The organism is Olivibacter sp. 47, from assembly GCF_030372825.1.
GTDB classification, from domain to species: Bacteria; Bacteroidota; Bacteroidia; order Sphingobacteriales; family Sphingobacteriaceae; genus Olivibacter; species Olivibacter oleidegradans.
On the sequence record NZ_JAUCNR010000001.1, the window covers coordinates 2908579 to 2931790 of the forward strand.

The following is a 23212-nucleotide window of genomic DNA, read 5'->3' on the forward strand; positions in this document are numbered from 1 at the left end:
ATGAATCACGAGACAACACTCTCACAGCGTGATGTAGCGGCTGTTTGGCATCCCTATTCACAGCTGCCGATAGATGGGCCTCCCATCGCTATTGTTGAAGGAAAGGGCGTCTACCTTTATGCAGAAGATGGGCGTTCCTATATCGATGCGATATCTTCTTGGTGGGTTAATTTACATGGACATGCGCATCCTTATATTGCGGAGCAACTTTATAAGCAATTGCACAAGTTGGAGCATGTGATATTCGCCGGTTTTACGCATTCGCCTGCTATCGAGCTAGCCGAGCGCTTATTGAGCATTTTACCGGACAACCAGCGTAAGATATTTTATTCCGATAATGGGTCTACTGCGGTTGAAATAGCATTAAAAATGTGCTTGCAGTATTGGCATAACACTGGACAATGTAAAAAGAAAATTATTGCGCTGAAAGACGCTTACCACGGTGATACCTTTGGCACCATGTCGGTGAGTGCAAGAAGTAATTGGACAAAACCCTTTGAAAATTATCTCTTTGAAGTTATCTTCCTGGAAGTACCAAACGAACTCAGTCTAAAAACAATTAAAGAAAAATTGTATGCTATTCGGCAGGAGGTTGCTTGTTTTATTTATGAACCGCTTGTGCAAGGATCGGCAGGCATGAAAATGTATGAAGCTAGTCACTTGAGTGAGCTGTTGTGTTTCTGCAAAGAACTCGGTATTTTACTTATACAAGATGAAGTATTTACGGGCTTCGGACGAACCGGAAAGCTCTTTGCTGCTGATTATTTGCACACACAACCGGATATCATGTGTTTATCGAAAGGCTTAACCGGCGGTACACTTCCCTTAGGTGTCACATCGTGCACGGAACCGATTTATCACGCTTTTTTATCAAATGATCGAACGAAAACGTTGTTCCATGGTCATTCTTATACAGCGAACCCACTAGCATGTGTTGCTGCATTGGCAAGTTTAGACCTGCTGCTTAAAGAGGAAACCCGGCTTTGTATACAAAGGATAACAACACGCCATATCGATTTTGCGCGATCCATTAGAGGGCATCGCAACGTACAGACAATCCGCTTTTTAGGAACAATTCTGGCTATTGAATGGCGTTCGGACGATGTAACGAACTATTTTAACCCCTTAAGAGATCAACTCTACGATTACTTTTTGCAAAAAGGGATCTTAATGCGACCATTGGGCAATGTGATTTATCTATTACCCCCATATTGCATAAAGGATGAAGAACTTGATTATATTTATGCTACGATTCGCTTGGCGCTGGAAGAGGTAGGGTAGAGGCGTGGAACTTGTAAAAAATTTAAGAAATTATATAATGTCTTCTTCATTTTCTTTACCGAACTTTGTGTGAAATCGCTAATAACAATGGATATCGCTGACATGAGATTATTCGTTAAAAATATGGTATGCAATCGCTGTGTGATGGTGGTCAGACAAATTTTGGACACGATGGGCATTCAACCCGTATCGGTAAGTTTAGGCGAGATCGCATTAAAGGAGGCCCTACCTAAAGAACGGTATCACATGTTGAGAGAGGAATTGACTGCGGTTGGATTCGAACTTCTTGATGATAAGAGGCAAAAATTGGTTGAAAAGGTGAAGACCTTGTTGATCGAACGGATACACAACGTTGACGAAATTAACATGAAAGTGAACTTCTCCGTTTTTCTCCAGCAACAGCTAACGATTGACTATAACTATCTTAGTACTTTATTCTCGCAGACAGAAGGGCTTACGATTGAGCAATTTATTATTTTGCAACGTATTGAAAGAGCTAAAGAACTACTTGTATATAATGAGCTGACATTGAGTGAGATCGCGTATAAACTGGGTTATAGTAGCGTTCAACATCTATCTACGCAGTTTAAAAAAATCACCGGGTTAACACCCTCTCATTTTAAGCAAATTAAGGACCGGAAAAGAAAACCTTTAGATCAGGTATAGGGTTCGGCATATGAAAGTGAAGGGGCTTAAGTTTTGATTACTCAAACCGTCCGCTTGTTTGATGCAAATTAAGTATGCTATCCTGATTCCTTTTATAAAGCGGAGGATAAGTCTTCATCCGGTAATACAACAATTCCCTCAAGTGTTAATTCATCTTCGTGCAGTAGCAAATCTTCAATTGCCAATACGTTATCTTCATGCAAAGGAGCTTCTTTTGCATTACTTTTTAGTTCTTCAACAGGATAGTTTGAAATAGCAAAAACCTGGGTGTTATTCCTCTTAGCTTTTGGTATCAATGCGGTATACCCGTTGAGCTTCAGCCTTCTGAGTAAATCTATGCTAAGTAACTGTTCCATAATCGGTTTTTTTTGAAAATATGTATATTCATCTTCAATAACCTTCACGAATCTCTATATTGCTGTTCCTAAGTGTAGGATTCATGAGGTTTTTTTATATTAACCTTTGAAAAGATAAAATGTTTGATTAAACACGCGATGCAATGTTAAACAGCTATGAAGAAAAAGCCTATCGGGAAATGCAGGATTGGAAGCAGCGTATGTTAAAAGCCCCTTCGGTTAGCAGCAAACTGACAAAAGGGATTCAGACAAAAATGAATGCGCTCATTCCCGAAAAGATCCATCAAGTTATCACGGTAACAATCGAGAAAATGGTGAAAGCGGTATTGTTCGGCTCACAGTATACAAGCTCTACCATAAAAAAGGGAAGGTCATTGCAGTTGCAGGAAGCATATGTAAAACGGGTAGGTAGACATTATAAAAATGCGGCGACCATCGAAGGTGCCGTGACGGGAGCAGGGGGGATTTTAATGGGACTTGCAGATTTTCCCGCTTTTCTGGCAATTAAAATAAAGCTGTTGTTTGAGATCGCATCTATTTACGGATTCAATGTAAAAGACTACAAGGAGCGCTTATTTATCTTATATGTTTTCAAAATTACTTTCTGCAGCCAGCAGAAACGAAAAGAGATCTTATCAAGAATGGAGAATTGGACAACATTTATACAAACACTTCCATCCGATGTGGATCATTTCGACTGGCGGGATTTTCAGCAGGAATATAGAGATTATCTTGATTTGGCAAAATTAGCACAGCTAATTCCTATTATAGGGGCTGTTGTAGGAGCTGTTGCTAACAATAAATTAACCGAGCAACTGATGACAGTGGCTATGAACAGTTATCGACTGCGTTACTTTAAGCAAATAGATCGACTGGAAGCGGGGACTTAACTAGCGCTTACTACTCATTAAATAAGTAATGACACCAATTATTACAACCCCTAATGCCGACTCTGTCGAATGGAAAAACATGAGATACAATAGGAGCGTAATTAATAAGAGAAACCCAATAAAAAGAGCGCCTCGTTTTATGCCCATACTTACTGATACAATAAGTGCTAATATGTAAATCGGTGCAGCAATCCAAAAAATGATCATGTATCAAAAATACAGTAATGCTGTAAATTTTATGTTAATTGAATATTAAGAAATATTCAGGAAGAAGCCGATACTTGCCATGGACAAGTCTCTTCGAGTTGCCGTAACTTTATTTCGTCTGTTAAGTCGAGCCTCAGCGGAGTGACAGAGGTATAATTATTTTCGACAGCCCAGCGATCCGTTCCTTTTTCCGCAGGTTCTAAGGGGGTAACGGTAAACCAGTAGTGTTTTCTTCCCAAAGGATCCGTCCCGGGTATAATCGTTCCGTCGTAAAGCCGCACTGATTGTTTTGTCCAGGCGATCCCCTGGGGATTACTCGGAAAGTTAACATTATAAAGGCTTAAGGTTGTACGTTGTAACAACTGCTCAAGCACTTGGTGTACATGAGGAGCTAATAAATCAAAATCAGGTTCTGATTTGCCTACCGGTGTACTTAAGGCAATTCCTTTAATGCCTAATAAGACAGCTTGCTTAGCCGCTGCAAGGGTCCCTGAATGCCACATCGCATTTCCCAAATTGGTCCCCATATTAATGCCTGATAAAACAACATCAATGTGGTGATATAAATGTGTTCCAAGTGCAACACAGTCTGCCGGTGTTCCATTGACGCGATAGGCGTTAATCCCAGGGAATTCAACAGGTGATTTTTTGTAAGATAAGGGTCTTGAGTGAGTTACTGCATGTCCCATGGAGGATTGTTCCACATCAGGGGCTACTACGGTTACTTCTCCAAAGTTGGCTGCAATTTTCGCTAGGGCCGCAATGCCCGGACTGTATATCCCATCGTCGTTCGTTACCAATATTCTCATAGCTAATTCCTCTTATTCTTAATTAGCAAACATCTAAGGCTCTTTAATGTTTTTAAAATGTGCCATTGATGCACTAATACTATATGAAGGAAACCATATTGATTTTGCATAACCCTAAAGCGGGTGATAAAGACCACCAAAAAAATGAATTGGTAAATGCAATAAAAGAAGCGGGATATAATGCGATTTATAGCTCGATACGACAAAAAAAATGGCAGAAAATCGATAAGGCTATTGATATCATCCTAATCGTGGGGGGTGATGGAACGGTGCGGAAAGTGGCTAGTGTTTTACTTAAACGAACATGGTTGGATAAGAAGCTATTATTAAGTCTTTTGCCAATGGGTACAGCTAATAATGTCGCCTTAACATTAGGTAGTCCGGATAACATAAAAAAATTACTAAACCGTCTGGCAAAAAAGAATATCAAAAAAGTAGATGTGGGCGCGGTTGATTTAGGCGTTGAGCAAAATTTCTTTTTGGAAAGCTTCGGTGTTGGTTTGCTACCTAAACTCATGCGAGAAATGGAAAAGATAAAAACTGATAATCTGGAAAGCAAAGAAGATGAAATTAGTCTGGCATTACATACGCTGTTGACGATTAGTTTAAGTTACGAAGCAAGACAAGCTCATATCACTATTGACGGAAAAAAAATAACAGGGAAATACTTACTTATAGAAGTGCTCAACATTTGTTCAATAGGCCCCAATTTGAAGCTGGCACCTGAGGCGGATATGACCGACGGCCTGTTTGAAGTCGTCTTACTGGAGGAGGGCCAACGAGACGTTTTTATCGAATATGTAAAAAATGTGGCATTGGGAAAGACAAAAAAGGGCCCTGGAAAATTATAAGGGGGCGAGATATTCAAATACAATGGGATGGAACGTGGATACACGTAGATGATGAATATGTTCAATTAAAAGACAAAACAGACCTCCTCGTGGAGGCCCGTCCGCAAATATTGGATTTTCTGAGCTAATCCCGCTATTTAGATGAGCGTTTCGCAGGTGAATCGTTTTATTCTGAACATTCTTATGACGTCAACAATAATATCACGTTTATATTCAATCCGGAACACCTTATCGCTGTCTTCGAGATCAAAATTAAATCTGCCATCAGGGTATTGCTTTTTAAGAAGCTTAATAATATGGTCAGCATCTTTTTTATTGGTTACATCCGTTCTAAATACAGAAATTAAGTTGTGAGGCGTTGCCGATGAAGGAAGATTAATGACGGGTTTAAATTTTCCTAGTGTAAATGCTTTCATTATAAAATGTTGTTAAATGGAATGCCTTAGCTTTTCTGTTATAAGGTCGAGACCCGATTTTAACAATTGAATCCCACCTATTTCATTTAATTTCAAAATTGCTTGAAATAATCCTGGACAACCCTTCCTAAACGGATTTTTATCCCTTCAAAACGGATTTATTAGTCAGGGTAGCAATAACGTTTTCCTTGCTAAATAGGTTGGATTTCAAATTTAAATTTTCTAAGTTTGATGGTATCTTGTGGTAATGGTATTACCCTTTTCAAGTCTTTCGAGACGCGTTTTTTATGGAAGAAATAGTAGCACCATCCTCCTTTTCACTAAAAGACAATTACCTCATAAGCGCGGATGAATTGTCGGAAAATATTCTATTTAAGTCAGCGGGCATTGAGATTTTTTCGCTGAAGGGATTGAAAGAATTGGAGCTTACTATCAGCGACTGCCAAGAGGAACCTAGCCTTAATATGTATTTTTCGCTGCAAGGAATCTCTTCTGCCAAACCCATATCTTCCGGACAGGAATATCACGTCGAGCCGAATCGGCATATATTGGGTTATATGCCTAACTTTGAGGGGGATTATTCGTTACGCGGAAATCGGGTGGAAACATTTGGGATTTGTATGCAAGAACCTTATTTCGAGCGTTTGATAGCAACGGACTTGCCATGCCTTGAGCGTTTTTGGAACGAGGTGCACGCAGGGAGGGAAGCGGATATCTCCCGTGGGCCCATGCCAATAACCCATCAACAACACACGGTCATTAACGAGATTCTAGCATGTCCTTATGTCGGTCAAATGCGTAGACTGTACTTGGAATCCAAAGTGACGGAGCTATTTTTTTTACAGGCACAGCAAGCCGAGTCAATGCCTGAACAGCCTTTTTTGTTTATAAAGCCTGCTGATATAGAACGCCTGCATGCAGCCAAGCTATTCGTTCAGCAACATATATTTGATCCGCTGACATTAAAACAAATAGCTCGGGAAATAGGCTTGAACGATTTCAAACTAAAAAAGGGATTCAAGCAGCTTTTCGGATGTACCGTTTTTGATTATTTAATGCAATGCAGAATGGAATATGCAAGGCAAATCCTATTAGACACCCATAGCACCATTGCAGAAGTTGCTTACACCTTAGGATACGCCGATCCTTATAACTTTACAAAAGCGTTTAAGCGATATTTTGGTTACCTACCGAGCCAATTATAAGGTACAGCTTAAAGGTGGTATCCCTGGCTCTTCATTTCGGATGCTTTAAACAGTATATACCTATCTTGATCCAGTGGATAATCCCAGCACCCCATTCGGTGATGTAGGTTACCTCCAAAACCCGATTTGAACTTGAAGAGGCCATACATCGGATGCGCGGGATCGGGTCGTGGTGATACACCGAAAAAGTCATATTCTTCACAACCCCTGCTTTTGGCAATTTGCATAGCCCTCCATTGTAGTGCATAGGTGGCCATATAGTTCCGTTTGATAGACGATGACGCACCATACAGATAAGTTCCGCGCTTGTTACTAAGAACTAAAAACATGGCCGCTAGGGGTATCCCATCTACTTCTGCTACCAAAAGTTGCACTTCGGCAGGGGATGCACTATTTTCGGCCCTAGCCTTCAACACAGAACGAAAATATTCAATACTGTTCAGATGAATATTATTTCTGATTGCAGTTTCCCGATATAAAGCATACCATACATCAAGTTTATCTAAACCTACTTCTCGAATATGCACACCCTTTCTACCAGACAGATTAATATTGTAACGGGTTTTTGGCTTCATGGCCGCCAGCAGCGCCTTCGGTTCTTTTCTGAGGTCAAGAAATATTGTATTTGATGGCAAAATGTCTGAATTAGACTTTTTGAGATTCCAGTGTTGTGTACTAATGTTTAACCTAAATTCTTGATATCTCTTTTCCGGAGGACCATTCCAATTACCATACTTATCGAAATGTTCCGGGTCTGTTGCCCATTGCGATTGCCAGGCAAGATCGTAACGTATCGTAATGCAATTCTTCGGCAAATAAGAACGTAATGATTCAGAAAATTCTTCCAGAAATTTTCCTTGGTTTTCTTCGTGAGGCTCAATTTCAGGCCCATAGGGAATATAAGCAATTGTATGCTCATTATCGATATGTTGAAGTAAAATAAGGACGTCTGTTTCTATATAGGCTGATTTTCCGGTGGGTGAACCATTGAAAATAGATGGTTTATTCACTTTGAAGTTAATAGCTAAACTAGCGATCCCTTGTTGTTGTTTTACTTCTGACCAAAATGCTGTCTGCTGAATGATTGAGGTTTTATAAACGTGCTTGATTTCTTTTTTCTCCAGTCCGAATACCATTATTGTTTTGTTTCTTTTATTTCCTCATCACTGATCTCGATCAGCCGTTCTTTATAAAGAGCACCAATAGCTTTTTTGAAGGTTTTTTTACTTATCTTAAGAATCTTATATACTTCTTCCGGCGAACTTTTGTCTCCTAGCGGTATACGTCCATTTCGTTTTTTCAGCAAATCGATAATCATCTCTCTGCTATTAAGAATATGTTCATACCCCAAAGGTTGTAAGGATAAGTCTATTTTTCCATCGGGGTATATTTTTTTAATCCAGCCCTTTCGTTTATTTCCGATACGGAGATTTTCAAACACTTCATTCGCATATAAGAGCCCTATATGCCGATTATTTATAATTGCATTATATCCCAAATCTGTTTCTTCTGAGATAATCAACTCCACCTCATCTCCAACTTCGACACTAAGTTCATCTCTATCAATGTATTTGTTCAATCTTGAAGAACCCACCATGTGGTTGTTCAATGGATCTAGATAAATGTGAATAAGATAACTTTTTCCCTTAACCATAGGCCATCTTTGTTCTTTTTTTGGGACGAAGAGGTCCTTTTCAATGCCCAGATCCATAAATACACCATTTGGAGCTTCGGCGACGACCTTTAATAAGGCATAATCGCCTACTTCTGCATAAGGTTTCTTGGTAGTTGCGGTTAATGCCCCTTGTTTATTGGTATATACAAATACCGTAATTTCCTCCGCATCTTTGGAAATCGGTGATAAGGTGTTTGTGTGGGGTAAGGAGACGATGTTCGATTCGTCATCCGAGAGTGTATATTGTAAATTGTCAGAGCCTACAATTTTAAGCGTATTTAGTTTTCCAACCTTGATCATGTCCAATTCTTTAGCCTTTAGATCGCAAAGGTACTAAATTTAGCTTTAGGCCGAAGCTTTACGTGCTACCTTCACCGGCCCCGTCAATTTATTGAACCTGGTAGGCGATAATGTGATTCTTAAAGAAAGTAGGAAGATACAGCTGGCGCGACGCGCGATCAAAAGCGAAGTCTGCTGTATTCATTTTTTCGGCTTTAGTATCAAGAAGTGTAGTTACTTTTCCATCTTTCGTGACATAGTAGAGGACACCAATCCATGCGCTCACCAAAAAGTTGTCGCCGTCTTTTTGCAAGCCGTCAGTAGATTTTTCCATTCCCTCTGCAATTTTATCGGCTTGTTTGTTTTTATTTAAATAGAAAAGCGAACCGCTATCTAAAAAATATAAACCGTTGTCTGCCGCAAAGAGGCCATTGGGGTTTACGAGACCGTCCAGAAAAACTTCAACTTTGCCATTCTTATAGCAGTAAATTTTTCCACCCTTTGAATCGGATACATAGACGATTCCGTGTGGATCGATTGTAATATCGTTTAGCATACCAACTTGGGGGATTTCAATTTTTTTTAACACTTTATTGTCGGGTATGTCGATAATTACCAGTTCTTTTAAATCTGCCACATAAAGTTTGTCTTTAAATTCGCCTAATCCTTTAGGTGAATTGAGGCCGGTAATCCATTGCGCATTTATAATTTTTCCGTTACGATCTAATTTTGCGATGGACCCATTGCCGTCTGTTGCTGTGTGATTGCCGGGGCCTATTAAGCTTGCATACAGGGTGTTACTTTCTTCTGCAATCAAAACAGATTCAGGAACGTCCAGATGATCTGTTTGCCATAGTTTCTTTAAAGCAGGTTGAGCTAGTAAGTAAGAACTGACTGAAAGAAAGTATACGAAGCTAAATAAGGTCTTTATCATCACAATTTATTGTTGGTAATCGTTTAACAAACTTAGTAAAATTTAAATCGGTGTGCAATGGTCAGTTTTCAGCAACCAGCTTTCGGTTTTATAGTAAGCCTTAAGCTATACGCGGTATGCTTTAAGCTCGCAGGGTCCACGCCATTGTCACATTGTCACATTGGCTAATCGGCTAATCGGCTCATTGGCTAATCAACAATTTAACCACTCAACATTCTCAACGATCTGAATGCCCTAGATCTTTACCCGGATTAACATGATCCCGAATGACTTGTTTCAGCGATTTCACCTCAGGGAAACCACCTGCCCGCTTGCGGTCGAAAATTTCCTGATCGTCAATTCGTATTGTATAGCGTCCACTGACAACACTCGGTTTTAGAAGTACACCCTCGAGGTCTTCGGTGAAGGTGGTAAGAATTTCCTGAGCCATATAAGCCGCACGCAAAAGCCACCCACATTTAGGGCAATATTCGATGATTATCCTAGGTTTCATATATTTTTTTATTTTCAATTAATCTTCTATATGGGGTATCTATTAAACATAAGGATGATACGACTGACCCCTAATCCACTCGTCTTGATGAGATTTTTTCGAACGAATATAATAAAATCAAAAAAATAGAGTTAATGATATGTTAGTGTTTAATAACTACAACTGGTTTGTTTTTTTTATATGTCTTATAATCAGTGAGTTAGTTGATTTGTGTTTCAAAAGAAAAATTAAACACTTATTTTCGCACAATCTCTGAGAAAGGTAGCTGAATTAGAGTGGAATGTTCTTACTAGCGGGGGAAAATGCTGAACTAACTTAGTCGCATTGTAAATGTAAAGAACGATTGTGTATTCTTAAAATAGAAATATGATAGGAAAAAACATTCGAACAATACGTTCAGTCGGATCTAAAGTTTTATTTCTGGCACTTTTGTACTTAGGTTGTGTAAATATAAGTTTTGCGCAAACAAAATATATAAACAATCATAAATCGATAGCAGATTCGCTTTCAAAAGCTTACGGGATACCTTCGTCGGTAATTTTAGGTATTGCTATCCTGGAGTCCGGAAACGGGCAAAGTAGGAATTCTAAATTATTGCATAATCATTTTGGTATCGTAGGCTCTAATAAACTAAAGCAAACGCACGGTATCAAAAGTCGATACAGACAATATAGTTCCGCAATGGGGTCATTTATACATTTTTGTAAACTGATTTCCGGTAAGTATTTTTATTCCCGATTAAAAGGTACGGACGATGCCTCCAAGTGGGTCGATGCTATAAGTAAATCAGGATATTCCACCCATCCTCAAACATGGAAAACACGTATTCTAAAGACCATCTCAAGATATAACTTATGATATATTAGATGTCTTTATGAATGCTAATAAACGTGTATTTCAGTTTATTTTCTTTAGCCTACTTCTTTATCTAGTATTTTCATATATCAATATTGCCTATCGTAAAAAGTGGGAACCCTTTGATCGTATTAATTTAATTTCCGATGTAATTGTAAAGCCACGAGAGAATGTTGCGCTTCACCAAAATAGATACACGTCAGGAAGCAAGAAGGTGAAGCAAAACAACGACGAGAAAAAGAATGACTCCCTTACAATGCATTCAAATGCTTCAATAGATGAAGCATTTATGACCGCAAGTGATAGCTCCAAGGAAAAGGTAATTGTGTCTGCCGAAGCACTTCCCCTAAACCTGAATCAATCTGACATTATTTCCTTTAACATAGACTCCGAAAGTGTTGCCTTATCACGATTTATAAAAAAACTCATTGCCTTGAAAAATGGCAAAAAGACGAAGGTGAGAATCGCTTATTTAGGTGACAGTATGATTGAAGGCGACTTGTTATCCCAAACGTTAAGAAGTTTACTGCAACAGGCTTATGGGGGAAGTGGTGTCGGTTTTGTTCCTATAGCATCGCAGGTTGCCCAATTTAGACGCACGGCTATCGCGTCGTCTTCCGCTAACTGGAGGGATTTCAACTTTAAAAATACTAAAAAGCAAGATTTATTTATTTCCGGCCATGTGTTTTTTTCATCTGGAAACGATTGGGTTAAAATCAAAGATAATACCAGTAAAGATACCTCAATAGTGCTAGGTAAGTATCTGTTACACGGACCGGCAACAGACAGCGCATCGGTGGTTGTTAATAAAAAAACGATGATGCTGGAACGGACATCACTATTTAACCGTACACTCGTAGCCCATAATAAAGATAAATCCATTGTTGTTTCCTCTGCTGACCGGAAACTCCCACTATTTGGCTTGAGCTTCGAATCAGATCAAGGTGTTATCGTAGACAACTTTTCATTTAGAGGCATTTCAGGTTTGGAATTAGGGAAGATTAATGCAGATTTGCTCAAGGAAATCAACGAGCAAAACCCTTATGATTTAATTATTTTTCAGTACGGTGTAAACGTCTTATATAAGCCGGATGACACCAATTTTACTTGGTACAAGCGAGCAGCGATTCCGGTTGTTAAAAAATGAAGGCATGTTTTTCTAAGGCCGATGTGCTTATCGTAGGAACTGGCGACCGTGCTTTTAGGTATCCCGAGGGCTATCAGTCAGCGGTAGGTATTGAAGCACTTATCAAGGAACAGGCCGCACTGGCGAAACAAACGGATTGTGCTTTCTTTAGTCTATATGCAGCAATGGGAGGCAAAAATTCGATGGTAAATTGGGCTACGCAAAATCCCAGTTTAGCGAATAAAGATTACGTGCATCCCAATGCGTTGGGCGCTAAATTGTTGGCGAAGCATCTATTTGAGGCAATTAATAAGCAAGTGAAGAAATCTGAAAACACAAATTTAAATGGAACTGATTAATATGGATTGGAAATTAGCGCCCATTGAAATTGATTTTTCTGCGCTTGCAAAATCGTTTCTGTATGATCCGAAAAATCCCTTGCTCTTTAACAATGGTTTCTTTGTTTTTTTCTTTGCGCTATTTATTATACTATATTACATTTTTAGAAATCGTTATGCCATTCGCCGTTATATTTTTTGTGGCTTCTCGCTTTACTTCTTTTATAAAGCAAGTGGCTATTTCGTTAGCTTAGTTGTCATTTCTGCAATTGTCAATTATTGGCTTTCACATGCGATTTATAAACGCCGAAGTCGCCGGTATCGGCTTTCCTTGCTTGTCTGCTGCATTTTTTTCAATTTAGGATTGTTGTTTTACTTTAAGTATACGAATTTTTTCTTATCCATTAGCAACCAATTCTTTCATACTGACTTTAGTGCATTGAATATTTTATTGCCTATTGGAATCTCTTTCTATACTTTTGAGAACCTCAGTTATAACATCGATGTATATCGAAGGGATTTTAAGCCTGCAAAGAAATTCAGTGAATATCTGTTGTTTTTGTCTTTTTTTTCCAAAGTTAATGATGGGCCCGATCGTAAGGGCGCACGATTTTGTGCCACAAATAAATAAGCCTTATTTTTTACGGGATGAAGATTTTGCTAAAGGTTTTTATTTGATCATTTCGGGCTTAATAAAAAAGTTAATCATTTCGGATTATATTACCCTGAATTTTGTCGACTATGTCTTTGATGACCCGTCCCGTTATACCGGACTGGAGAATCTCTTTGCCGTTTATGGATATGCTATCGTTATTTATTGTGATTTCAGCGGCTATAGCGATATTGCAATTGGAATTGCTAAGTGGCTTGGCTTCAGTATTCCGCCTAATTTTCTGTCTCCTTACCAAAGTAGCGATATAACAGAGTTCTGGAGACGATGGCATATTTCACTCTCGTCCTGGTTACGCGATTATTTGTATATTCCTTTGGGTGGCAACAGGAAAAGCACTTTTAGCACCTATTTATTCTGTCTATTGTTTTTCGTTGCTGTATTTTTTGGTAGCAAACATCTATTAGGCCTAAACAATCAGTACGCCGGCATTTTATGTGCAGGTATTTCAATCGTATTACTGATCCCCGGCTTAATAAAATGGAAAATGTCTGGTGTAGCAGCCAATATGAACTTATTAACCACGATGTTGTTGGGCGGATTCTGGCATGGAGCAAGCTTTAACTTCTTAATTTGGGGAGCCTTACATGGCTTAGCTTTGGCTTTACATAAGATTTGGATGCTGATAACGGGAAAATGGATGGACGGGCTAAAGAATACTTGGCTCTATCAAACGCTGGCAGTACTTGTTACCTTTCATTTGGTATGCTTTTGCTGGATATTCTTTAAGGCTCCTGATTATGACACATCAGTAGTTATGATTTCAAAAATCGCTAATGAAGTTAGTTTCGACGTCTGGCAAGCTTTTACGCTAACTATAAAACCGTTTTGGCGATGATGTTGCTGGCCTTAAGTATTCACTTTATCCCTGATAATTTTGCAGATGAGGTTGTGGAGGGATTCGGCCCTATCTCATTGGTAACCTACCTGATCGTTTTCTTTTGCTTTTTAATATTGTATGGCCTCTTCAAATCCGCAGAACCGGTTATGCCTATCTATCTGCAGTTTTAGTCGCTAATTTAGACAGAGAAGGTTCCGATGCGGTCGAAAGGTACTCATTATAACCTTTAGCCATTGCATCGAACAGAAGAGCTCCTTGCATGCTATATGCTTTTTGCTGATAATGAATTTTATCAGCTTGCAATAAATTATTTTTCAACCAAGCAAGGGAAGAACCTGCCCCCCCGGTAATGTCAAACAAATCCCAAAGGGGAATGCCCATTTTGTTACAATAAAATTTTAAGGCCAAATTGAGTCGTTCAATCATGGGATTACTACGGCCATTCTTGAATGATTCAGCCGTTGTTGTAATAAGTATGGACGCGCGTGGGTCGATCGTTTGTATTTTGGCTACGGTTTCAGCAACTTGATTAATGTAAATTTCTTCCGTCATTCCATTGTAAAAAGCCTCATTCGTTCCCATGGATAAGATATATAGATCGGCATTTAGCGCAGGAAGCTGCTTCCAAAATAAAGGTTCCTTATTGTATTGCTCGTAGCGTGCGCCATTTACACCGATGGTATGAAATAGCACACCCGGATTATTTCGCTTCTCCAGTGAAGCACCGAAGAAGCTGGGAGTCGATGCTAAGGGGCTTATATTAAAGCCCGTAGCAAAGTCCTTCAGTAAGATTTCCTTGGTTTCTAAGCCGTCTGGCGTCGATTGATCAATGGTGTAGGTATTCGCATCGTTACCTATGGCACGAATATTCCATGATCCTTGACTCACGAAGAGTTTAATATAGTCAAAAGATTGTTGTTTTGCCTGTAAGTCAGGTTTTAGTGACAACCTAATCAAGCCCTGACTATGGATTTTTCTTAAGCCAAATCCGGAGATGCCACTAGCCGCCGGTGTACGTTGATGACTTATTTTACTTGGTAACCACCGGGTAGAAGTTGAACTGGTAATATCCAGTGGACCGTTGGTCCGAGCGACTTGATAAGGAAAAACCAAACCTCGTCCGGCATCACCAAAAAAATCCTGTAGCCCCGCCCGTACTTCTCGAGAAATAATATCCGGCTGTATATGGGAATCGCCGATTTGTACAATATTGACACGATGTCTTTGGCCAGCCCTCAAGGCTAGGAGTTTCTGATAAAACGAAGATAAACCTTCGACATTTGTAATGGTATCCTTTGCAGGGTTGATGAAATTAAAGGATTCATTATATCGTTGGGTTGGTAACCTTTTTAAAACTAAATTATGAATGGTGGTGGTTGATATCTTGTTCGCTCTTGGCTGATTTGCAGTCTCAATTGCTCCTGCCGAAATCGATAGAAGATATAAAAATAATATATAGTTCATTTATGCTACTTCTTGTCTTGTCTTTTCACTATACCTTAAACGTTATCTTTCGTTCTTTTGGTATGCGCCTTAAGCAAATGCAAAAAGAGTTTTATTAAAAATTTTGACAAAGGTATAAAAAAATAGTAAATATAATCTATTGATTTTCAGGTATAAGTGTTTGTCTGCTTAAAACTACTTATGGAAAACTGTCATTACAGTGATCTTATAGATAAATGTAAATTGTCGAATTTAATCGCTCAAGCTATGTTAAACCCTAAATTAAGTATCCTGACAGGTTCTTGGTTAGATCTTGTTTTTGAAGGCAGAAATAAGTTATATGGTGCTTACGTAATTCGTAAGAAGGCACATCACGATCTGTCGAAAGCGCTGCTATTTGGCATCTTATCTTTCTTAATAACAGTAGGCGTTGTTGTCGGAATTGCTCATTTTAAAAAGGACGCCACCTTTCAATTGATTTCAGATAATGACGAATTGGTTTTACAGGAGGTACCGCTCGAAAAAAAGGTGGAAGTTGTACCTCTGTTGCCGAGAGAATCCCAACGGCGTTCGCGGACAGACCAGGTAAAAATGACGGCACCTAAAGTGGTACCACATACGCAAGCGGCGGGAGAACCTCCCACTATGGAAATGTTAAAAAGCGCCAATCCCGGACCGACAACGATTACTGGCGATCCAACTGCAGCAATAACTATCGATACAAAAGTAGGAGCTATAGATGAAATGACCGCCATCACAGAAGGAGGGGAGACCCAAGCAGTTTTTGTAAATGTAGAAGTAAGCCCTACATTTCCGGGTGGGATAAAAGCATTTATGGAATACGTGGCTAGAAATTACAAATTTCCTGAAGAGGCTAAATCTCACGGTATTAATGGAAAATTATTTTTAAGTTTTATTGTAGAGAAGGATGGTTCCCTTACTGATATACAGGTATTGAAGGACTTAGGATTTGGCACTGGACCGGAAGCGGTTAGACTATTGAAACAAGCACCTAAATGGAAACCGGGGATTCAAAATGGACGACCTGTGCGTGTTCGATATCAATTACCTATCGCTTTGCAGATACGGGAGTAGTAGAGTAGTTGGGTAGGGAATATTTTAAATTAGCCGATGAGCTAATTTGCCGATGTAATAACCGGCAAAGTGAGCTAGTTGCATTAGCAGTCAGCAGTAGCACAAGCTTAAAGCTTACTGCTTATAGCCTAAAGCTTACGGCTTACCGCTTATAGCCTAAAGCCCTATGGCTAATGCCAACATAATCGCTGGTTAATAAAAAGATTTTGACTAGGTTTGTGATACATAAATTGAAAAATGAATAAAGGCTTTGCTACCTATTTTTTTGCAGTGGTTTTATCTTTCTTTGTAACGAATGCTTTAGCGCAGAACTACACTGAACAGACCTTGGCGCAAAGAGAAGTTTATAAACAAGCTTTTCTGACAGATGAACATGCCCCTTTGAAGGAGAAGGATTTGAAGGATCTCCGTTTTTTTGGACCGGACAGTTTATACAAAGTGACTGCGGTGCTTACTTTTATCTATGATGACCAACCGTTTATTATACCCACCTATAGCGGTAAGGAGAAAAAGTATTTACGTTTTGCTGAAGCTCATTTTAAAATCAATGGTACGCCAGTAAAACTCACGTTGTTTAAAAGTGTGGCTTTAATGGATAATCCGAAGTATGCCGATTACCTTTTTCTCCCATTTACCGATCCTACAATGATGAGGAGACATACGGAGGCGGAAGGTATCTGGATTTAAAGCGAAGTGACATTAAGGGCAATCAGCTAACGATCGATTTTAATTTAGCTTATAACCCTTATTGTGCTTATAGTGAAGGGTATAATTGTCCGATTCCACCGTCAGAAAATGCGCTTTTAATTCCGATAAAAGCCGGTGAAAAAAGGTTTGTGGGAACGCATAAGAAAAAAGAAACTCTAAAATGACTGTAAATAATTTCTATCGTATTACCCTTCTTTTTTTATTGATAGGCACTAGCTCTGTCCATGCCCAGCATAGACAAGTGGACGTAGGGCTAAATTTAGAAGGGATTACTTACCCCTTTGCTGAGCACTACATTTCGCTTGTTAATCAGGGGGAGCAACTGCGTATGGAGTATATGGATATAAAACCTGCACAGGCTAATGGCAAAGTTGTAGTACTGCTACACGGAAAGAACTTTAACGGTGCGTATTGGGAACAAACAGCAAAGACGTTGGCCGATAATGGATATCGTGTAGTAATTCCGGATCAAATAGGCTTTGGAAAGTCATCCAAGCCTCAACGGATACAATACAGTTTTCAACTACTTGCAAAAAACACCAAGGCTCTTTTAGATAGTCTTGGCATCTCTAAAATCTTTTTATTGGGTCATTCCATGGGAGGAATGTTGGCTACTAGGTTTACACTTATGTATCCCGATTTGGTTGACAAGCTGATATTGGAGAATCCAATTGGTTTAGAAGACTGGAAAACGGTTGTTCCATATATAAGTATAGAAGAATGGTACCACGGCGAATTAAAGCAAAATTATGAGCGCATAAAAGCTTATCAATTACAATTTTATTATGATAACAAATGGAAGAAGGAATACGACCCTTGGGTTGACATGCTTGCAGGCGTTACAAACAACATCGATTATCCACGTTTAGCTTGGAATTCTGCCTTACTGTACGATATGATTTTTACCCAACCGGTATGTTATGAATTTGCAAATATAAAAGCATCTACTCTTCTGATTATCGGACAAAGAGATCGCACAGCTCTTGGAAAAGCAAAAGCACCGAAGGAGGCCCAACAAAATCTCGGCAACTATCCCGAACTTGGCAAAAAAACCTCAAAAGTTATTAAAGACGCAACTTTAGTTGAACTAGAGGGGATAGGACATTTACCGCATATAGAAGCTTACGATCGGTTTATTGATCCTTTAATAGAATTTCTTGCAAAGTAATAGTAAAGCGGAAGAAGAAAGCAGGTACTTATACTATAAATAGACGCTTAAATCGCCCTTTCCTTGCCGGATGACATCAAACTCGCCCGAAGTACAATCAACCACAGTTGAAGCTTCGTTGCCGCCATAACCGCCATCAATGACCAAATCTACTAAATTTTGGAATTTTTCATGGATAAGTTCAGGATCAGTTGAATATTCTAAAATTTCATCCTCATCATGAATAGAAGCCGAAACGATTGGATTTCCCAATTGCCTTACAATTTCCCTGGCGATGTTATTGTCGGGTACCCGTATACCGACGGTTTTCTTGTTTGAACTCATCAATTTAGGAACTTGATTACTTGCATTGAAGATATAGGTAAAAGGACCGGGTAAGGATTTCTTAAGCAATCGAAAGGTCGCTGTATCGATGGGCTTGGTGTATTGAGCGATATCCGTTAAATCATAACAGATGAAAGATAGATTTGCTTTTTCCGGCTTGATTCCTCTAATCCGACAGAGCGTTTCAATCGCCTTTTGATTCGTTATATCGCATCCAATACCATAGACGGTATCTGTAGGATAAATAATAATCCCACCTTTTTTAAGCACGGCAACAACTTGCTCTATCGCACGTTCGTTCGGGTTTTCGGGATATATTCTTATAAGCATATTAAAAAGTAAAAATTCAAAATTAAAAAGTCGAAAGCGTACCTGCCAGTAGGTGCTACTGCTACTACTACCGTTACTTTCAGCCATAAGCTATAGGCAGTAAGCTTTAAGCTATAAGCATAAGCTTTAAGCCTACACAGTCTATGCCATTGTCACATTGGCTAATCAACGACTCAACCATTCAACTACTTAACTACTCAACATGAATATATAACCTCCGTTGAAGAAAAAAGTTTTAATGTCGGGGCCCAGGAAAATTAAAATACACGTTATAAGTTGGATTTCGCAGTAACTTATAACGTGTAAATAACTAACTGTCTAAAATTCTGCGTTATTTGGTGTTCTTGGGAAAGGAATTACATCCCGTATATTGGTCATGCCTGTTACAAACAGCACCAGCCTTTCAAAGCCTAAACCAAAACCGGAATGAGGTACAGATCCGAATTGGCGGGTATCCAAAAACCAATTCATATCCTCTATTGGGATATGCATTTCTTTCATTCTGTTTACCAGCAGATCGTATCTTTCCTCCCGTTGTGAACCGCCAACAATTTCTCCAATTCCAGGGAATAGAATGTCCATAGCTCTTACGGTCTTCCTTCCTTGTTCGTCCGGCTCGTTCATTCGCATATAGAAAGCTTTGATGTCTGCCGGATAATCAGTGAGAATAACCGGTTTCTTGAAATGCTTTTCCACTAAATACCTCTCGTGCTCTGATTGAAGGTCAGCTCCCCATTCTTCTATTAAATACTTAAATTGTTTTTTCTGATTGGGTTTGGAGCGTCTCAATATATCAATTGCCTCTGTATAGGTAAGTCGCTCAAAATCATTATCTAAACAGAAGTTCAATTTAGCAAGTAAATCGAGCTCGGAACGCTCCGTCTGTGGTTTTGATTTTTCTTCTTCCTGCAGACGATTTTTCAAAAATTCCAACTCTTCGCTGCAAGTGTCTAAAGCATAACGAATTACATGCTTTAGTAATTCTTCTGCCAAATCCATGTTGTCTTTAAGCTCATAAAAGGCCATCTCCGGTTCTATCATCCAAAATTCAGCAAGGTGTCTTGTCGTGTTTGAATTTTCTGCCCGAAAAGTAGGACCAAAGGTGTAAATGTTTCCGAAAGCCAAGGCAGCTAGTTCACCTTCCAATTGTCCGGAGACGGTAAGATTGGTCGACTTTCCGAAGAAATCTTCTTTGAAATTGATTGATCCATCGTCGTTACGTGGTGGATTATCAAGATCTAAGGTAGTAACTTTGAACATCTCACCAGCTCCTTCAGCATCTGATCCGGTAATAATAGGGGTATGAATATAGACAAAACCTCGCTCGTTAAAAAAACGATGAACAGCAAAGGACAGGGCATTTCTGACCTTAAAAACAGCATTAAAGGTATTGGTTCTGAAACGGAGATGAGCGATTTCCCGAAGAAACTCTAAACTGTGTTTTTTAGGCTGTAGCGGAAACTTTTCGGGATCGCTATCACCTAGGATGCTTATTTGGCTTGCTTTCACTTCTACGCGTTGTCCTTTTCCAAGCGATTCGATCAAAACACCTTCTACTGAGACGGCCGCCCCTGTCGTAAGACGCTTTAATGTACGCTCGTCCGTGTTTTCATAATCTATAACAACCTGAATATTACCTAAACAAGAACCATCGTTAATAGCCAAAAATTGATTGTTTCTAAAGGTTTTAATCCATCCCTTTACAATAACCGTTTTTCCAAAATCTGTGCTGTTTAAAAGTTCTTTTATCCTTGTGTGTATCATGTTTCTAATTCAAATAATAGGTACTTTAACAATAAACCTCCGAAATCGCTTCCGGAGGTTTATCATATGAAATACGTTGTCAGTAACCAAGCACTAAGAAAGTACTTTAGTTACTAAATCAGCCGCTTCCTTCAGCTGAATTGCTGAGAATACCTCAAGTCCTGATTCGTCAATAAGTTTTTTAGCTTCTTCTGCATTCGTGCCCTGTAAACGAACAATAATAGGCACAGGAATATTGCCAATTTCCTGATAAGCATCAATGACGCCCTGAGCTACACGGTCGCAACGAACGATGCCTCCGAAAATATTGATGAGAATAGCCTTTACATTAGGATCTTTTAAAATAATATTGAATCCGGCTTTGACTGTTTCAGCGTTGGCAGTACCACCAACATCTAAAAAGTTCGCAGGTTCTCCACCGGCAATTTTAATAATATCCATGGTAGCCATTGCCAAACCGGCACCGTTTACCATACAACCGACATTTCCATCAAGTTTAACGTAATTCAAATTGGAGCGTCCGGCTTCTACTTCTGTCGGATCTTCTTCTGATAAATCACGCAATTCAGCATAATCAGCGTGACGGTATAATGCATTTTCATCCAAATTGACTTTAGCATCAACTGCTAATATTTTGTCATCGGAAGTTTTTAAAACCGGGTTGATTTCGAATTGAGAAGAGTCTGTCGCTTCGTAAGCTTTGTAAAGAGCTGCTACAAATTTAGTCATATCTTTAAAAGCCGCACCGCTTAGTCCCAGATTGAAAGCAATTTTTCTTGCTTGAAATCCTTGAAGTCCAATGGAAGGGTCTATTTCTTCTTTTTGAATAAGATGAGGTGTCTTTTCAGCTACTTCCTCAATATCCATACCACCTTCAGTAGAATACATGATAATGTTGCGTCCGCGTGATCTATCCAACAAAACACTCATATAGAATTCCTTGGTTTCGCTAGCTCCCGGATAGTAAACATCTTGTGCGATAAGTACTTTATTTACCTTTTTTCCGGCAGGACCAGTTTGAGGAGTTACTAGTTGCATACCGATGATTTCTTTAGCTTTTTCTCTAACCTCATCGATATTCTTTGCAAGTTTAACACCGCCGCCCTTTCCGCGGCCTCCTGCGTGGATCTGTGCTTTTACCACAACCCAATCAGAATTATAATCTTGTTTTAACTTTTTCGCAGCTTCTACCGCTTGTTCAGGGTTATCGGCAACGATACCTTCCTGAATGCGAACTCCGAAACTCTTCAGTATAGCTTTACCTTGATATTCGTGAATGTTCATTATTTAAAGAATTTTGCTGTAAAAATAGTATTTTATATTGTATATAACAATGGAATAACGGGCTAAAATGGAAGTTTAATTGTGGAGTAGAGGAGTGGTTGAGTGGTGGAGTTGTTGAGTAAGTAAGATTTTAAATTAGCCGATGTGACAAATTAGCGGATGAGCCAATGTGATGATGAGCGATAAATAATTTTTTTGCGTTGCCGGTTGTAAGGAACTTGAAGTGTAGATTGAGTGATGGAGTAGTTGAATCGTCAAGCTTAAAGCTTACTGCTTAAAGCTTACGGCAGGCTTTTGACTTTTTAATTTTGACTTTTTACTTTTCTTACAAAAAAGCATCAATATAACGTTTTTTAATTTTAACGGACTCCGGTTTCTTTAGAAAGTTTTTGTAGCCTGTTGCTGTTTTTATTGCCTTAATAGCTTCCACTCCGTCATAATGGCTTCTAATCTTGTTCAATAAAAAAGTGTCGTTTTGGAGTAAATCGCTTAGGATTAAACGGCCATCTTGTAAATATTTTTTTATAAGGTTTGCGAGTTGCTGATTCGTATAAACGTATAAAGGATAATTGTAAATTTCTTCATTGACCTTTTTTGACAAGCTGTTGATCCATAGCGCTTGTTCATCACCAATAACAATAATCTTATTATCTCTTACTTGTAAATGTTTGATAAAGTGGATGGCTTCCTGACGTTTTATCATGCCATACTGATGGGCATCCCGTAGCGTATAGTCTATGCGATCAGCACATAGATAGGGAAGGGGCTGTTCTAAAATATCAAATTTAGTATCTAATAGGTCTTCCACTTGATAGCCATGTTTCTTCAGAATTTGAGGGATATCCGATTGTGTTAAAACAGTTTCGAATAAACGTTCATGGTAACTTTCCGTATCATCTTCCATAACATAATCGCCCACATGGGAAAAGGCCGTATGAGATAAATCATGTAACAAACCTGCCACTTGCTCCAATTCCGATCCTCCCAATAATTGAATCAGATACATAACACCAATGGAATGTTCCAACCGTTTATGGTGTGCTTGGGGATTTATAAGGAAGATGGCACCACTTTGATGAATGAAGTTCAACCGTTGCAAAACGTCTGTTTTCAATAATTCCTCTTTAAGCGGCGATACCTTGATATTCCCATAGATTTTGTCAATCACTTCCATTTTTTCGATGCTAAAAAAACTATTTATGAT

Annotated in this window: 24 protein-coding genes and 1 pseudogene; 13 read left to right on the plus strand and 12 right to left on the minus strand. The window is 39.0% G+C overall.

Annotation, left to right across the window (positions count from 1 at the left end; all coding sequences use genetic code 11):
* Positions 1-1281, plus strand: coding sequence for an adenosylmethionine--8-amino-7-oxononanoate transaminase (bioA, locus tag QT327_RS12575; protein ID WP_149105685.1), 1281 nt, complete (start codon positions 1-3; stop codon positions 1279-1281).
* Positions 1282-1350: 69 nt separating this feature from the next.
* Entirely contained in the window at positions 1351-1947 is a 597-nt protein-coding gene (locus tag QT327_RS12580) for a helix-turn-helix domain-containing protein (RefSeq protein WP_341273594.1), read from the plus strand.
* 92 nt (positions 1948-2039) lie between these two features.
* Here QT327_RS12580 and QT327_RS12585 read toward each other — a convergent pair whose 3' ends face one another.
* A complete protein-coding gene (locus QT327_RS12585; RefSeq protein ID WP_013666579.1) occupies positions 2040-2303 on the minus strand; it encodes a hypothetical protein in 264 nt (87 codons plus the stop codon).
* A 143-nt stretch (positions 2304-2446) separates the two neighbouring features.
* Between QT327_RS12585 and QT327_RS12590 the strand changes: the two genes are divergently transcribed.
* Complete coding sequence (locus QT327_RS12590; protein ID WP_130857812.1) at positions 2447-3193, plus strand: EcsC family protein; 747 nt, start codon at positions 2447-2449, stop codon at positions 3191-3193.
* Between the two features lie 263 nt (positions 3194-3456).
* Here QT327_RS12590 and surE read toward each other — a convergent pair whose 3' ends face one another.
* Positions 3457-4209, minus strand: coding sequence for a 5'/3'-nucleotidase SurE (surE, locus tag QT327_RS12595; protein WP_013666582.1), 753 nt, complete (start codon positions 4207-4209; stop codon positions 3457-3459).
* Positions 4210-4292: 83 nt separating this feature from the next.
* Here surE and QT327_RS12600 point away from each other — a divergent pair, with 83 nt between their 5' ends.
* Positions 4293-5060 (plus strand): diacylglycerol/lipid kinase family protein, encoded by a 768-nt coding sequence (locus tag QT327_RS12600; protein WP_289553015.1) that lies wholly within the window; start codon positions 4293-4295, stop codon positions 5058-5060.
* A gap of 137 nt (positions 5061-5197) precedes the next feature.
* Here QT327_RS12600 and QT327_RS12605 read toward each other — a convergent pair whose 3' ends face one another.
* Positions 5198-5476, minus strand: a complete 279-nt coding sequence (locus tag QT327_RS12605) for a hypothetical protein (protein ID WP_013666584.1) — start codon at positions 5474-5476, stop codon at positions 5198-5200.
* A 287-nt stretch (positions 5477-5763) separates the two neighbouring features.
* Between QT327_RS12605 and QT327_RS12610 the strand changes: the two genes are divergently transcribed.
* Positions 5764-6681, plus strand: coding sequence for a helix-turn-helix transcriptional regulator (locus QT327_RS12610; protein ID WP_130857810.1), 918 nt, complete (start codon positions 5764-5766; stop codon positions 6679-6681).
* 8 nt (positions 6682-6689) lie between these two features.
* Here the strand turns inward: QT327_RS12610 and QT327_RS12615 are convergent, their stop codons facing one another.
* From QT327_RS12615 to QT327_RS12630, 4 genes are all read right to left on the minus strand, one after another.
* Positions 6690-7817, minus strand: coding sequence for a lipid II:glycine glycyltransferase FemX (locus QT327_RS12615; RefSeq protein ID WP_130857809.1), 1128 nt, complete (start codon positions 7815-7817; stop codon positions 6690-6692).
* Positions 7817-8656, minus strand: a complete 840-nt coding sequence (locus QT327_RS12620; RefSeq protein WP_013666587.1) for a CvfB family protein — start codon at positions 8654-8656, stop codon at positions 7817-7819. Before QT327_RS12620 ends, QT327_RS12615 begins: the two co-directional genes overlap by 1 nt.
* Positions 8657-8744: 88 nt before the next feature.
* Entirely contained in the window at positions 8745-9569 is an 825-nt protein-coding gene (locus tag QT327_RS12625; RefSeq protein ID WP_130857808.1) for an SMP-30/gluconolactonase/LRE family protein, read from the minus strand.
* Positions 9570-9786: 217 nt separating this feature from the next.
* The gene (locus tag QT327_RS12630) at positions 9787-10062 is read right to left on the minus strand and encodes an Rdx family protein (protein ID WP_149105687.1); all 276 of its coding nucleotides are present in this window, start codon (positions 10060-10062) and stop codon (positions 9787-9789) included.
* Between the two features lie 366 nt (positions 10063-10428).
* Between QT327_RS12630 and QT327_RS12635 the strand changes: the two genes are divergently transcribed.
* Genes QT327_RS12635 through QT327_RS12655 form a run of 5 tightly spaced genes read left to right on the plus strand, consistent with a single transcriptional unit; the run spans position 10429 to position 13889 of the window.
* Positions 10429-10920: a glucosaminidase domain-containing protein gene (locus QT327_RS12635; RefSeq protein WP_013666590.1), complete on the plus strand. Its 492-nt coding sequence runs from the start codon at positions 10429-10431 to the stop codon at positions 10918-10920.
* A gap of 16 nt (positions 10921-10936) precedes the next feature.
* Complete coding sequence (locus QT327_RS12640; RefSeq protein ID WP_289553016.1) at positions 10937-12064, plus strand: SGNH/GDSL hydrolase family protein; 1128 nt, start codon at positions 10937-10939, stop codon at positions 12062-12064.
* On the plus strand, positions 12061-12402 hold the full coding sequence (locus QT327_RS12645) for an SGNH/GDSL hydrolase family protein (RefSeq protein ID WP_289553017.1): 342 nt from the start codon (positions 12061-12063) through the stop codon (positions 12400-12402). Before QT327_RS12640 ends, QT327_RS12645 begins: the two co-directional genes overlap by 4 nt.
* Positions 12389-13012 carry an MBOAT family O-acyltransferase gene (locus tag QT327_RS12650; protein ID WP_289553019.1) on the plus strand — a complete coding sequence of 208 codons (624 nt, stop codon included), beginning with the start codon at positions 12389-12391 and terminating at the stop codon, positions 13010-13012. Before QT327_RS12645 ends, QT327_RS12650 begins: the two co-directional genes overlap by 14 nt.
* Positions 12963-13889 (plus strand): MBOAT family O-acyltransferase, encoded by a 927-nt coding sequence (locus QT327_RS12655; RefSeq protein WP_289553020.1) that lies wholly within the window; start codon positions 12963-12965, stop codon positions 13887-13889. Before QT327_RS12650 ends, QT327_RS12655 begins: the two co-directional genes overlap by 50 nt.
* A 153-nt stretch (positions 13890-14042) precedes the next feature.
* Here QT327_RS12655 and QT327_RS12660 read toward each other — a convergent pair whose 3' ends face one another.
* Positions 14043-15356 carry a GDSL-type esterase/lipase family protein gene (locus QT327_RS12660; protein WP_013666593.1) on the minus strand — a complete coding sequence of 438 codons (1314 nt, stop codon included), beginning with the start codon at positions 15354-15356 and terminating at the stop codon, positions 14043-14045.
* A gap of 246 nt (positions 15357-15602) precedes the next feature.
* On the opposite strand from QT327_RS12660, the gene QT327_RS12665 reads away from it, so the two are divergent.
* The 3 genes and pseudogenes from QT327_RS12665 (at position 15603) to QT327_RS12675 (ending at position 18306) form a co-directional block, all read left to right on the plus strand.
* Positions 15603-16430 carry an energy transducer TonB gene (locus QT327_RS12665; protein WP_289553022.1) on the plus strand — a complete coding sequence of 276 codons (828 nt, stop codon included), beginning with the start codon at positions 15603-15605 and terminating at the stop codon, positions 16428-16430.
* Positions 16431-16667: 237 nt separating this feature from the next.
* Positions 16668-17302, plus strand: a pseudogene (locus QT327_RS12670) (DUF1684 domain-containing protein).
* Entirely contained in the window at positions 17299-18306 is a 1008-nt protein-coding gene (locus tag QT327_RS12675) for an alpha/beta fold hydrolase (RefSeq protein ID WP_149105690.1), read from the plus strand. Before QT327_RS12670 ends, QT327_RS12675 begins: the two are co-directional and overlap by 4 nt.
* Before the next feature lie 33 nt (positions 18307-18339).
* Here QT327_RS12675 and QT327_RS12680 read toward each other — a convergent pair whose 3' ends face one another.
* The 4 genes from QT327_RS12680 to QT327_RS12695 form a co-directional block, all read right to left on the minus strand.
* Positions 18340-18960 carry an L-threonylcarbamoyladenylate synthase gene (locus tag QT327_RS12680; protein ID WP_041388377.1) on the minus strand — a complete coding sequence of 207 codons (621 nt, stop codon included), beginning with the start codon at positions 18958-18960 and terminating at the stop codon, positions 18340-18342.
* Positions 18961-19278: 318 nt separating this feature from the next.
* The gene (gene asnS / locus QT327_RS12685; protein WP_289553023.1) at positions 19279-20724 is read right to left on the minus strand and encodes an asparagine--tRNA ligase; all 1446 of its coding nucleotides are present in this window, start codon (positions 20722-20724) and stop codon (positions 19279-19281) included.
* 93 nt (positions 20725-20817) lie between these two features.
* Positions 20818-22008: an ADP-forming succinate--CoA ligase subunit beta gene (gene sucC / locus QT327_RS12690; RefSeq protein ID WP_013666599.1), complete on the minus strand. Its 1191-nt coding sequence runs from the start codon at positions 22006-22008 to the stop codon at positions 20818-20820.
* 325 nt (positions 22009-22333) lie between these two features.
* On the minus strand, positions 22334-23182 hold the full coding sequence (locus QT327_RS12695; protein WP_041387486.1) for an HD domain-containing protein: 849 nt from the start codon (positions 23180-23182) through the stop codon (positions 22334-22336).
* Positions 23183-23212: the final 30 nt, after the last annotated feature.

What these genes read in the sequence shown, in the direction of transcription:
- bioA (WP_149105685.1), top strand. Translation starts at nt 1, where the DNA reads ATGAATCACGAGACAACACTCTCACAGCGTGATGTAGCGGCTGTTTGG.
- QT327_RS12660 (WP_013666593.1), bottom strand. Translation starts at nt 15,356, where the DNA reads ATGAACTATATATTATTTTTATATCTTCTATCGATTTCGGCAGGAGCA.
- QT327_RS12655 (WP_289553020.1), top strand. Translation starts at nt 12,963, where the DNA reads ATGATGGGCCCGATCGTAAGGGCGCACGATTTTGTGCCACAAATAAAT.
- QT327_RS12630 (WP_149105687.1), bottom strand. Translation starts at nt 10,062, where the DNA reads ATGAAACCTAGGATAATCATCGAATATTGCCCTAAATGTGGGTGGCTT.
- surE (WP_013666582.1), bottom strand. Translation starts at nt 4,209, where the DNA reads ATGAGAATATTGGTAACGAACGACGATGGGATATACAGTCCGGGCATT.
- QT327_RS12675 (WP_149105690.1), top strand. Translation starts at nt 17,299, where the DNA reads ATGACTGTAAATAATTTCTATCGTATTACCCTTCTTTTTTTATTGATA.
- QT327_RS12635 (WP_013666590.1), top strand. Translation starts at nt 10,429, where the DNA reads ATGATAGGAAAAAACATTCGAACAATACGTTCAGTCGGATCTAAAGTT.
- QT327_RS12665 (WP_289553022.1), top strand. Translation starts at nt 15,603, where the DNA reads ATGTTAAACCCTAAATTAAGTATCCTGACAGGTTCTTGGTTAGATCTT.
- QT327_RS12645 (WP_289553017.1), top strand. Translation starts at nt 12,061, where the DNA reads ATGAAGGCATGTTTTTCTAAGGCCGATGTGCTTATCGTAGGAACTGGC.
- asnS (WP_289553023.1), bottom strand. Translation starts at nt 20,724, where the DNA reads ATGATACACACAAGGATAAAAGAACTTTTAAACAGCACAGATTTTGGA.
- QT327_RS12610 (WP_130857810.1), top strand. Translation starts at nt 5,764, where the DNA reads ATGGAAGAAATAGTAGCACCATCCTCCTTTTCACTAAAAGACAATTAC.
- QT327_RS12625 (WP_130857808.1), bottom strand. Translation starts at nt 9,569, where the DNA reads ATGATAAAGACCTTATTTAGCTTCGTATACTTTCTTTCAGTCAGTTCT.
- QT327_RS12640 (WP_289553016.1), top strand. Translation starts at nt 10,937, where the DNA reads ATGAATGCTAATAAACGTGTATTTCAGTTTATTTTCTTTAGCCTACTT.
- QT327_RS12600 (WP_289553015.1), top strand. Translation starts at nt 4,293, where the DNA reads ATGAAGGAAACCATATTGATTTTGCATAACCCTAAAGCGGGTGATAAA.
- QT327_RS12620 (WP_013666587.1), bottom strand. Translation starts at nt 8,656, where the DNA reads ATGATCAAGGTTGGAAAACTAAATACGCTTAAAATTGTAGGCTCTGAC.
- sucC (WP_013666599.1), bottom strand. Translation starts at nt 22,008, where the DNA reads ATGAACATTCACGAATATCAAGGTAAAGCTATACTGAAGAGTTTCGGA.
- QT327_RS12615 (WP_130857809.1), bottom strand. Translation starts at nt 7,817, where the DNA reads ATGGTATTCGGACTGGAGAAAAAAGAAATCAAGCACGTTTATAAAACC.
- QT327_RS12585 (WP_013666579.1), bottom strand. Translation starts at nt 2,303, where the DNA reads ATGGAACAGTTACTTAGCATAGATTTACTCAGAAGGCTGAAGCTCAAC.
- QT327_RS12590 (WP_130857812.1), top strand. Translation starts at nt 2,447, where the DNA reads ATGTTAAACAGCTATGAAGAAAAAGCCTATCGGGAAATGCAGGATTGG.
- QT327_RS12650 (WP_289553019.1), top strand. Translation starts at nt 12,389, where the DNA reads ATGGAACTGATTAATATGGATTGGAAATTAGCGCCCATTGAAATTGAT.
- QT327_RS12605 (WP_013666584.1), bottom strand. Translation starts at nt 5,476, where the DNA reads ATGAAAGCATTTACACTAGGAAAATTTAAACCCGTCATTAATCTTCCT.
- QT327_RS12680 (WP_041388377.1), bottom strand. Translation starts at nt 18,960, where the DNA reads ATGCTTATAAGAATATATCCCGAAAACCCGAACGAACGTGCGATAGAG.
- QT327_RS12695 (WP_041387486.1), bottom strand. Translation starts at nt 23,182, where the DNA reads ATGGAAGTGATTGACAAAATCTATGGGAATATCAAGGTATCGCCGCTT.